This is a genomic window from Isoptericola sp. NPDC019571 (genome assembly GCF_044389385.1).
Classification (GTDB): domain Bacteria; phylum Actinomycetota; class Actinomycetes; order Actinomycetales; family Cellulomonadaceae; genus Isoptericola; species Isoptericola nanjingensis.
Genome location: NZ_JBIRXZ010000012.1, coordinates 149,995 through 161,107, shown reverse-complemented (window position 1 = coordinate 161,107; position 11,113 = coordinate 149,995). Strand labels below are relative to the sequence as shown.

The window sequence follows — 11,113 nt, the reverse complement described above, 5'->3', positions numbered from 1 at the left end:
CCAGACCCTCGACTGGGCCAAGCCCGCCGAAGCACTCAACCGCCTACTCTTGGCAGCCTGACGACGCGTGTTGCGACGACCGCTTGAACCCGCCGACTCCTGACGTGTCAGGGCCACACGCACGACTCGCTGCGTGTGGCCCTGACAGGTCCTGGGTCAGGCGTCGACGCCCAGGTAGCGCAGGACGGCGAGCACGCGCCGGTGGTCGGCGGAGTCCTGCGGCAGGTCGAGCTTCGTGAAGATGGCGGCGACGTTCTTCTCCACCGCCCCGTACGACAGGTAGAGCTGCTCCGCGATGGCGCCGTTGGAGCGGCCCTGCGCCATGAGCTCCAGGACCTCCTTCTCGCGCGGCGTCAGGCGGGCCACGTCGTCCTCCGGCGAGCGGTGCGCGCCCATGAGCTGGCGCACCACCTCCGGGTCGAGCACCGTCTCCCCCGCCGCGACGCGGCCGAGCGCGGCGACGAAGTCCCCGACGTCGGCGACGCGGTCCTTGAGCAGGTAGCCGACGCCGCGCGGGTCGCCCTCGAGCAGCCGCGACGCGTAGCGTGTCTCGACCCACTGCGAGAACACGAGCACCGGCAGCCCGGGGTGCGCGGCGCGCAGCGCCTCGGCCGCACGCAGCCCCTCGTCCGTGTGGGACGGCGGCATGCGGATGTCGGCGACGAGGACGTCGGGCAGGGCGCCGGCGGCGGCGAGGGTCGTGACCTCGCGGACGAGGGCGTCGCCGTCGGGCACCGCCGCGACGACGTCGTGCCCACGGCGGGACAGGAGCGCGACGAGGCCGTCGCGCAGGATGGCGGAGTCCTCGGCGACGACGACGCGCAGCGGGCCCGAGCCGGTCGCCGGGCCGGTCGACGCCCCGGGCGTCATCGGCGGGACCCGGGGGCGGGCAGCGGGATGGTCACGGTGATCACCGTAGGCCCTCCCGCGGGGCTGACCACCCGGAGCGTGCCGTCGACGCCCGACAGCCGGTCCGTGAGCCCGGCGAGGCCGCTGCCCCTGCCCGACGGGTCGGGGGCACGCACCGCGGCGCCGCCCACGCCGTCGTCGTGCACGCGCAGCACGAGCGCACGCACGGCGGCCCCGGTCGCGGCGTCCGCGACGGGCTCGACGCCGGCCACGACGTCGACGCCGGTCGCCCGGGCGTGCTTGGTCGCGTTGGCGACCAGCTCGGCGACGGCGAAGTAGGAGATGGCGGTGACGCTGGGCGGGAGGTCCGCCCCGTCGAGCCCGACCGCGTGCACGCGCACCGGCAGGGCGGCGCGCGCGGCGAGCGTCTCGAGGGCGACGGCGAGGCCGGCGTCCAGGGCGGGCGGGCGGATGCCGCGGGCGAGCTCGCGCAGCTCGGCGAGCGTGTCCTTCGTGCTGGAGTGGGCCGTCTCCAGGACGGCGGCGAGCTCCGCGGTGTCGATGCCGTCCGTGCCGTCCGTGCCGTCGCGCAGCAGCTCGCGCGCCTCGCCGATCTGCATGGCGACGGCCACGAGGTGCGCCTGGGTGCCGTCGTGCAGGTCGCGCTCGATGCGGCGCAGGCGCTCGTCGGCGTCCTCGACGGTGACGGCGCGGGCGCGCTCGGCGTACGCCACCCGCAGGCTGGCCCGCGTGGGGCTGAGCAGCCCCTCAGCCAGCATCCGGAAGAGGCCGACGAACAGGGACTGCACCTGCGGCCACAGGTAGAACAGGATCAGGCCGACCGCCGCCAGCAGGAGCTGTCGGGCCGGCGTGTCGACGAACCAGTCCGTGCCGAAGGACGCGCCCCGGTGCCACGTGCCGTCGCCGGCCTGCTGCAGCGGCAGCCAGCGCGACCAGAACCAGTGCGTCATCCCGCCGAGCGCGACGGCGAGGAACACGGTGCTCACCACGAACGCCGCGATCGCCAGGGGGAACGTCACCACCATGTACAGCAGCCCGCGCCAGGCGGTCGCGTCGCCGAGCATCCCGCCGAGGCGCCGCCAGAATCCCTTCCGCGGCTGGCGCGGCGCGGGCTCGGCGATCTCGACGCCGAGGTAACGCACCGCCATCCGCCGGTAGACCGACGCCCAGCCGCGCGCACCGAGCAGCACGCCGCCCGCCACGAACAGGCCCACGACCGTCACCGCGACGCCCGCCATGAACGACACGGTGAACAGGGCGTACGCGAGCGCGAACGGCGCGAGCAGCAGCGCGAGCCACAGGAAGCCGTAGGCGCGCCAGGTCCGGCCGTCGAACGGCGCGAGGAGGAACGGCGGCGCCCCGTCCGACGTCGCCCGTGGGGACACCGCCGGACGCTCGGCGGGCTGCGTGGCCGGCGGCGGGGTCGGCGGGGTCGCGGGCGGCGGCACCTGGCCGTCGGTGGACGTCATGCTGGTCATGCTTCCAGGCTGCCGCCCGCGGCGCCGCGCCGACATCCGGCGTGCCACCCTGCGCACGGGGGCTGTCCCCCGTGCGCAGGGCGACGGGCCGTCAGTAGCGGTAGTGCTCCGGCTTGTACGGGCCCTCCACCGGCACGCCGAGGTACTCGGCCTGCTCCTTGCTCAGCTCGGTGAGCCGCACTCCGAGGGCGTCGAGGTGCAGGCGCGCGACCTTCTCGTCGAGCACCTTGGGCAGGCGGTACACCTGGCGCTCGTACTGCCGCTCCTCGGCCGGCCGGGCCATGTCGGCGAACAGCTCCATCTGGCCGATCACCTGGTTGGCGAACGAGTTCGACATGACGAACGACGGGTGCCCGGTCGCGTTGCCCAGGTTGAGCAGGCGCCCCTCCGACAGCACGATGATCGACCGCTCGGCGCGGCCGTCGCCGGCCGGCAGCGTCCACTCGTGCACCTGCGGCTTGATCTCGGTCTTCACGACGCCCGGGACGGCGGCGAGCCCGGCCATGTCGATCTCGTTGTCGAAGTGCCCGATGTTGCCGACGACGGCCTTGTCCTTCAGCGCGAGCATGTGCTCGACGCGCACGACGTCCTTGTTGCCCGTCGTGGTGATGACGAAGTCGGCCTCGCCGATCGTCTCGTCGAGCCGGGCGACCTGGAAGCCGTCCATCGCCGCCTGCAGCGCGCAGATCGGGTCCACCTCGGACACGATGACGCGCGCGCCCTGGCCGCGGAACGCCTCGGCCGCGCCCTTGCCGACGTCGCCGTAGCCGCACACGAAGGCGACCTTGCCGCCGATGAGGATGTCGGTGGCGCGGTTGATGCCGTCCGGCAGCGAGTGGCGGATGCCGTACTTGTTGTCGAACTTCGACTTGGTGACCGAGTCGTTGACGTTGATCGCCGGGAAGATCAGCTCCCCCGCCTCGGCGAGGTGGTAGAGCCGGTGCACGCCCGTCGTCGTCTCCTCGGTGACGCCGCCGATGCTCTGCGCGATCGTCGTCCAGCGCAGCGGGTCGGAGTCGAGCGCCCGGCGCAGCACGCCGCGCACCACGTTCATCTCGTGGGTGTGGTCCGGCTCGCCCGGCAGCGTGTCGGGCGGCACCACGCCGGCGCGCTCGTACTGCAGGCCGAGGTGCACCAGCATCGTGGCGTCGCCGCCGTCGTCGAGGATGAGGTTCGGGCCGCCCTGGCCGTTCTCCGCGCCGGGCCACACGAGGATCTGCTCCGTGCAGTCCCAGTACTCCTCGAGGCTCTCGCCCTTCCACGCGAAGACGGGGACGCCCTGCGGGTCCTCGGGGGTGCCGTGCGGGCCGACGACGATCGCCGCGGCCGCCTCGTCCTGCGTGCTGAAGATGTTGCAGCTGGCCCAGCGGACCTCGGCGCCGAGCGCGACGAGCGTCTCGATGAGGACGGCGGTCTGGACCGTCATGTGCAGGGAGCCGGCGATGCGGGCGCCCGCCAGCGGCTGCGCCTCGCCGTACTCGGCGCGCAACGCCATGAGGCCGGGCATCTCGTGCTCGGCGAGCCGGATCTGGTGCCGGCCGGCCTCCGCCAGCGCGAGCGAGCGCACCTTGTAGCGGCCGGGAGCCTCGTCGAAGCCGGTCGTGCCGGGTGCCTCAGCGGTCGTGGACATGGTCGCCCTCCTGGGGTCTGCGGTATGAGCCGTGTGCGCTGGGGGCTCCCGTCTGCGCGTGGCCCGCCGTCGGTCGTCGACATGGCGGGCCAGCACCCAGGGTAGACCGCGGCAGGTCCGGGACGCAGCGAGGCCGGCACCCGTCCGGGTGCCGGCCTCGCCTTCGTGTCGAGCTCCGTCAGCGCTTCGACGCGCGGTAACCCGCCTTGCGTGCGGCCGCCTCGGTCGTGAAGCACTCCTCAGGCTTGGTCTTCTTGTAGTACTGACCGCCCGGCACGTGATAGATCCAGTCCGTCGAGTGGGACGTGGTCCGGTTGCCCTTGATCGGCGCCCAGCTGGGGCAGTTGTACTCGCTCACCGGGGTCGTGCGCGACGGCTTCTTGCCCTGCTTGACGACGAGCTTCTGGGTGAGCTTCTTCGTCTTCGTGCCGGACCAGACCTTCTTCTTCGCCGACGTCAGCTTGTAGGTCTTGTAGGTGACCTTCGTCGTCACCGTGTACGTGCCGGCCCTGAGCGCCACGGACGTCTTGTTCTTGGCGACGTACCTGCCCCGCTGGGCCACCGTGAGCGTCTTGGTCTTCACCGAGACCTTCCCCTTGGCGGTGACGCTCGGCTTCACCGTCGCCTTCTTCTTGTAGGGCGCGGTCTTGGTGCCGATCTTCTTGACCGTCACGGACGTGGCGGTCGCCGCCGACGCCGACGGCGCGGACAGCGTCGCGGGGACGACGGCGAGCGGCGCGGCCAGCAGCGTCACGGCGGTGACGAGGGCGACGAGGCGTCCGCGACGACGCGCGGGCAGGGTCGGGTTCACAGGTGTCTCCAGGTGGGTGGCCCCGTTCCCGGGGCAAGGGTCCGCGATGCGATCCGCGGGCACGCCCTCTCGCCGGGCGGTGCGTCGGAATCGCGGGACAAGTATCCCCGAGCAAGCCCGCCGACCCGGCCGTCAGCGGCGGACTTCACCCATCGACGACGAGGCGCCCGCCCCCGACGAGTGTCGGGGGCGGGCGCCCACGGTCCGTGCGGGGCAGGCCCGCTCAGCTCTCCAGCGACGGCACGACGTCCGGGTACTCCTCCAGCCATGCCTCGACGCCGGCGGCCGGGTCGTCCGCGTTCTGGTTGACGACCTGGTCCTCCAGGGCGCCGTACTGCTCGTCGTCCAGCTTGATCTTGCTGATCCAGTCGGCGACCTCGGGGTTCTCCTCCGAGAAGCCCTCGGTGCCCAGGAAGTGCAGCCCCTCGGTCTCGCCGAGCGCGCCCTTCGGGTCCTCCAGGTCCTTCACCGGGAAGGCGGAGTTGGCCCAGAACGGACGCCACAGCGTGACGAGGATGTCCTCCTTCTTGTCCGTGGCCTTCTTGAGCTCCGTCAGCATCGCCTGCGTGGACGACTCCTTCAGGGTGTAGCCGGCCTCGTCGAGCCCGTACTCGGGGATGACCGAGTTCTTCGTGATGTCCGTGAGGCCGGCACCGGGCTCGATGCCGATGATCTCGCCGTTGAACGTGTCGGTGTTGGCCGCGAGCTCGTCGATCGAGTCGATGTCGGTGTACTCCGGCACCGCGAAGGTCAGCTTCGCGTTGTCGTAGTAGGTGTCCAGGTCCTCGATGTCGCCCTCGTACTGCTTCATGTACGAGGCGTGCGTCACCTCGGGCCAGGCGGACGGGTAGATGTCCACGTCGCCGTCGGCCAGGGCGGTGTAGAGGACGCCCGCGTCGCTGATCTCCTTGTGCTCGACGGTGTACCCCGCCTCCTGCAGCTTGGCGTCCAGCAGGTACGCGGTGCTCAGGCCGTCGGTCCACGAGGGGATGTAGCCGAGGGTGATGGTCTTGTCGTCGCCGCCGCTGCCGCCGTCGTCGCTGCCGCAGGCGGCCAGCGTGAGGCCGAGCGCCACGACGGACGTGAGCGCGACGCCCCGGCGGAGATGCTTGCGATGGGTGTTCATCTGAAGAGTTCCTTTCGTCGTCGGGGACGCGAGGCTCCCCGAAATCGGTTCTTCGGTCAGACGCCGGCGCCGACGGCGGACTCCGCCGCCTTCTTGCGGCTCGTGAGCTTCGTCAGGAGGGCCCTGCCGGTGGGCTGACCGATCGCGCCGGTCAGTCGGTCCAGGTAGATGGCCAGGATCACGACGGACAGCCCGGCCTCGAACCCGAGCGCCACGTCGATGCGCGAGATGGAGGTGACGACCTCCTGGCCGAGGCCGCCGGCCCCGACGAGCCCGGCGACGACCGCCATGGACAGCGAGAGCATGATCACCTGGTTGACGCCGGCCATGATCGTCGGCAGCCCCAGCGGCAGCTGGATGCCGCTGAGGATCTGACGCGACGTGCCGCCGAAGGCCTCGCCGGCCTCGACGGTCTCGCGGTCGACCTGCCGGATACCGAGCTCGGTGAGCCGCACCCCCGGCGGCAGCGCGAAGATGATCGTGGCGCAGACGCCGGGCGCGACGCCGATCCCGAAGAAGATGACCACGGGCACGAGGTAGACGAAGGCCGGCATCGTCTGCATGAAGTCGAGCACCGGTCGCACGACGGCGCTCACGGTGTCGTTCTGGGCCGCCAGGATGCCCACGGGCACGGCGATGATCAGGGCGATCAGCGTGGCGACGAGCACGAGGCTGAGCGTCTCCATCGCGGGTTCCCACATGTCCATGCTGATGATCAGCAGCGTGCCGACCAGCGTGAACAGCGCGAACGTCCAGGAGCGCACGAGCAGGGCCAGCACCGCGAAGATCACGGCCATCACCAGCGGCGGGGGTCCCAGCAGGATGCTCGAGATCAGGTCGACGAGGAACGTCAGCGCCGCGCTGATGCCGTCGAGCAGCCCTTCGAGGTTGTCGGTGATCCAGTCGACGGCGTCCGCGACGGCGTCACCGATGTGCAGGTCCGGCAGCGGGTTGCCGTCGGCGGCGGCGAGAAGCGTGGGGGACATCAGAGAGCTCCTGCCGTGTCGGGGGCGGACTGGCCGTCGGCGGGTCGTTCACCCGTGCCGTCGCCGTCTCGGCCGTCGCTCGGGACGGCGTCGACGCTGTCGGGTACGGAGAGCGCGCTGAGCAGCGTGACCCTCGGGATGACACCCTGCAGGCGGCCCTGCTCGTCGACGACCGCCAGCGGGGCGCGGCTCGAGGCCGCGTCCCCGAACAGCTCGATGAGCGGGGTCTCGGGCGTCACCCGGATGACCGGCTCCCCGCTCAGGGGCAGCCGGTCGGCGCCGGTCTTGACCGCGGCGGCGACGTCCTCCTCCCAGACGAAGCCCTCGAGCCGGCGGTTGCGCCCGGTCACGAGCAGGGCGGGGACCTGGTGCTCGCGCAACAGCTTGTGCGCGGCCTTCGGGCCGGTCTCCGCCCCGACGACGGCCACGGGCCGCTCCATGACGGCAGCGGCGGTGAGCACGCGGCTGCGGTCGACGTCGGCGACGAACTGCGCGACGTAGTCGGTGGCGGGCTCGTTGAGGATCTGCTCGGCCGTGCCGACCTGCACGATGCGACCGTCGCGCATCATGGCGATGCGGTCGCCGAGGCGCATGGCCTCGTTGAGGTCGTGGGTGATGAACAGGATGGTCTTGCCCAGCTCGGACTGGAGCTCCAGCAGCTGGTCCTGCATCTCCTTGCGGATCAGCGGGTCCAGGGCGCTGAACGCCTCGTCCATGAGCAGGACGTCGGTGCCCGAGGCGAGCGCGCGGGCCAGGCCGACGCGCTGGCGCATGCCGCCCGACAGCTCGGACGGCAGCGAGCCGCCCCAGCCGGCCAGGCCGACCATGCCGAGGGCTTCCTCGGCGCGCTGCTCGCGCTCGGCCTTGTTCACGCCCCGCAGCTGCAGCGGGTAGGCGGCGTTCTCGCCGACGGTCCGGTGCGGCAGCAGCGCGAAGTGCTGGAACACCATGCTGACCTTGGTGCGGCGGACCTCGCGGAGGCCGGCCTTGGACAGGTGCGTGACGTCCTGCCCGTCGATGCTGATGGATCCGGCGGTGGGCTCGAGGAGGCCGTTCACGGTGCGGATCAGGGTGGACTTGCCGGAGCCCGACAGTCCCATGACGACGAAGATCTCGCCGGGCGCGACGTCGAACGTGGCGTCGATGACCGCGGCGGTGAGGCCTTCCTTGCGCAGCTTGGCGCGATCGGCGCCTTCTTCCAACATGCGGACGCCACGCTGCGGGCGGCGTCCGAAGATCTTCGTCAAACCATTTGCCTGGATGGCTGACACAACTCTCCCGGGGTCGGGGACATGGCCTGCCCGGTGCGACGGCAACGCTCGTCGGCCGGGCGTGGGCGGCATCGGCACGGGATCGCACCGGCACGACACGGCCACACACTGTTCACGACGTTAGGCCATCTCCGGCACGGCTCTGTACGCGGCCCTGGCAAAACCCTCGTGATCTTTATCATGCTGTGACCAACAGGGCCGATGAGGCACGGATCCACCCCGGTGTCATCTGGAACTGTCCAGCGCCCCGGGCATCCACCCCGGACCGGTCGCTACGGTGACCTGGTGCCCTCGCTCCTCGGACCGCTCCGTCGTGACCGCGACCGCCTCCATCTCGCCCTCATGCTCGCCCTGACGTTCTCCACCGGGATCGCGGACGCCGTCGGCTATCTCGGCCTCGACCGGGTGTTCACCGGCAACATGACGGGCAACGTCGTCATCCTCGGGATGGCGCTCGCCGGAGGGGACGACCTCCCCGTCGCCGGGCCGCTGCTCGCGCTGGGCACGTTCATGGCCGGGGCGGCGCTGGCCGGCGTCGTGCTGCGGCCCGTGCAGGTGGGGTGGACGACCCGCACCACCGGGATGTTCGCGACCGTCGGCGCCCTGCTGGCGGCGATCACAGTGCTGCTCGCCGTCTCGGGAGACGACCTGCCGCACGCCGTGCAGCTCACCGTGACCGGGCTGCTGGCCCTCGCGATGGGCATGCAGGCGGCGACGGCGCGTCATCTGTCGGTCAAGGACGTCACGACGGTCGTCGTCACGTCGACCATCACCGGCCTGGCCGCCGACTCCCGCCTCGCCGGCGGGCACGGCACGAACTCCGGGCGGCGCATCGCCGCGATCGCCCTCATCTGCGCCGGTGCCGCCGCCGGCGCCCTGCTGCTGCAGGCCCACCTGGCGTGGGGCGTGGGCGTGAGCGCCGTGCTCACGCTCCTCGTCGCCGCTCTCGGACACACCACGGAGGACCCTCGATGACGTTCACTCCCCCGACCCCCCACCCCACGCGCCCGGACCTGCGCGGCACGTTCGGGATGGCCGCCTCCACGCACTGGCTGGCGAGCGCGAGCGCCCAGTCGGTGCTGGAGCGGGGCGGCACCGCGTTCGACGCGGCCGTCGCGGGCGCGTTCGTGCTGCACGTCGTCGAGCCGCACCTCAACGGCCCCGGCGGGGACATGACGGCGATCCTCGCGACGGCGGACGAGCCCGCGCGACCTCGGGTGCTGGTGGGTCAGGGCCCGGCGCCGGCCGGGGCGACGATCGCGCACTACCGCGACGCCGAGGGCCTGGACCTCGTGCCCGGCTCGGGCGCGCTGGCGGCCGCCGTGCCTGGCGCCGTCGACGCGTGGCTCCTGCTGCTGCGCGACCACGGCACGTGGACCGTGGCCGACGTCCTCGCCCCCGCGATCGGGTACGCGCGCGACGGCCACCCGGTGCTGGCCGCCGTGTGCCGGACGATCGAGGGCGTCGCCGGGCTCTTCCGCGAGCACTGGCCCACGTCGGCGGAGCGATGGCTGCCGGGCGGGCGCGCCCCGCGGCCCGGCGAGCTCCTCACCAACCCCGAGCTCGCGGCCGTGCTCGCGCGCCTCGTCGCCGCCGAGACCGACGCCGCCGCGGACGGTGCCGACCGGGCCGGCGCGGTGGACGCCGCCCGAGCCGCGTGGAGGGCCGTCGTCGGCGAGGCCGTCGAGGAGTTCGTGCGTACCCCGCACCGGCACGCCGACGGCCGCGACCACCCGGGGGTGCTGTCCGCGGCGGACGTCGCGGGGTTCGAGGCGTCGTTCGAGGACGCCACGACTATCGACTTCCGCGGGTACACCGTGGCCAAGACCGGGGCCTGGGGGCAGGGCCCCGCACTGCTGGAGGCGCTGCGCATCCTCGACGGGTTCGACGACGCGCGGCTCGACCCGTCGACCGAGCTCGGGGCGCACACGGTGCTCGAGGCGCTCAAGCTCGCCCTCGCCGACCGCGACACCTGGTACGGGGACGACGACCGCGGAGGCGGCGTGCCCCTCGACGTCCTGCTCTCCGCCGAGTACGCCGCCGCCCGCCGCGCCCTGATCGGCGAGCGCGCGTCCCACGACGTCCGTCCCGGCGACGTCGCGGGCCGCGACACCCCGGTGATGCCTCCCCTGCGCACGTCGTACGCCACGGACGTCCCGGCCGCGGCCCTGCCCGGCGCCCCGGCCGGCGGCCCCGCGGCCGGCGTCGGCGAGCCGACCGTCGTCGTCGGGGCGACCGCGCCCCTGAACGGCGACGGCCTCGAGACCGACGCCACGGGCGCGACCCGCGGCGACACGTGCCACCTGGACGTCGTCGACCGCTGGGGCAACATGATCAGCGCGACGCCGTCGGGCGGCTGGCTGCAGTCCTCCCCCACGGTGCCCGGACTCGGCTTCGCCCTGGGCACCCGGCTGCAGATGACGTGGCTGGACGAGGCGTCGCCGTCCGCGCTGACGCCCGGCCGCCGGCCGCGCACCACGCTCACCCCGACGCTCGTGCTGCGCGACGGCGAGCCCGTGCTCGCGTGCGGGTCGCCGGGCGGCGACCAGCAGGACCAATGGCAGCTCGCGTTCCTGCTGCGCGTGCTGGTGGGCGGGTACACGCCGCAGGAGGCGATCGACGCCCCGGCCCTGCACACGACGTCCGCGCCGGGCTCGTTCTGGCCGCGCACCTGGACGCCCGGCGGCGCCGTCGTCGAGGACCGCCTCGGCGCCGACGTCCTCGCCGGGCTGGCCGAGCGCGGCCACGTGCTCACGCTCGCGGGCGACTGGGCGCTCGGGCGCCTCAGCGCCGTGTCGCGCGACCCCGCCACCGGCGTGCTCGGCGCCGCGGCGAACCCCCGCGGCGCGCAGGGGTACGCCGCGGGCCGCTGACCCGGAGTGCCGACGAGGGCACGGTCCGTGCGCCACGGACCGTGCCCTCGCCCTCGGGTGCGAACGAC

Annotated in this window: 9 protein-coding genes; 2 read left to right on the top strand and 7 right to left on the bottom strand. The window is 73.0% G+C overall.

Features of this window, described 5'->3' with window-relative positions; translation table 11 throughout:
* Nucleotides 1-156: 156 nt before the first annotated feature.
* The 7 genes from ACH443_RS19050 to ACH443_RS19020 form a co-directional block, all read right to left on the bottom strand.
* Entirely contained in the window at nt 157-825 is a 669-nt protein-coding gene (locus ACH443_RS19050; protein WP_430591198.1) for a response regulator transcription factor, read from the bottom strand.
* Nucleotides 826-866: 41 nt separating this feature from the next.
* Complete coding sequence (locus ACH443_RS19045) at nt 867-2,348, bottom strand: sensor histidine kinase (RefSeq protein WP_429767106.1); 1,482 nt, start codon at nt 2,346-2,348, stop codon at nt 867-869.
* Nucleotides 2,349-2,439: 91 nt separating this feature from the next.
* Nucleotides 2,440-3,978 (bottom strand): adenosylhomocysteinase, encoded by a 1,539-nt coding sequence (gene ahcY / locus ACH443_RS19040; protein WP_429767108.1) that lies wholly within the window; start codon nt 3,976-3,978, stop codon nt 2,440-2,442.
* Nucleotides 3,979-4,156: 178 nt separating this feature from the next.
* On the bottom strand, nt 4,157-4,789 hold the full coding sequence (locus tag ACH443_RS19035) for a hypothetical protein (RefSeq protein WP_430591193.1): 633 nt from the start codon (nt 4,787-4,789) through the stop codon (nt 4,157-4,159).
* A 223-nt stretch (nt 4,790-5,012) separates the two neighbouring features.
* Nucleotides 5,013-5,915, bottom strand: coding sequence for a glycine betaine ABC transporter substrate-binding protein (locus tag ACH443_RS19030; protein WP_429767112.1), 903 nt, complete (start codon nt 5,913-5,915; stop codon nt 5,013-5,015).
* Nucleotides 5,916-5,971: 56 nt separating this feature from the next.
* A complete protein-coding gene (locus ACH443_RS19025; protein ID WP_429767114.1) occupies nt 5,972-6,901 on the bottom strand; it encodes an ABC transporter permease in 930 nt (309 codons plus the stop codon).
* Entirely contained in the window at nt 6,901-8,172 is a 1,272-nt protein-coding gene (locus tag ACH443_RS19020) for a glycine betaine/L-proline ABC transporter ATP-binding protein (protein ID WP_430557509.1), read from the bottom strand. The genes ACH443_RS19025 and ACH443_RS19020 overlap by 1 nt, the downstream gene beginning before the upstream one ends.
* Before the next feature lie 285 nt (nt 8,173-8,457).
* On the opposite strand from ACH443_RS19020, the gene ACH443_RS19015 reads away from it, so the two are divergent.
* On the top strand, nt 8,458-9,147 hold the full coding sequence (locus ACH443_RS19015) for a YoaK family protein (RefSeq protein ID WP_429767118.1): 690 nt from the start codon (nt 8,458-8,460) through the stop codon (nt 9,145-9,147).
* A complete protein-coding gene (locus ACH443_RS19010) occupies nt 9,144-11,045 on the top strand; it encodes a gamma-glutamyltransferase family protein (RefSeq protein ID WP_430591192.1) in 1,902 nt (633 codons plus the stop codon). Before ACH443_RS19015 ends, ACH443_RS19010 begins: the two co-directional genes overlap by 4 nt.
* Nucleotides 11,046-11,113: the final 68 nt, after the last annotated feature.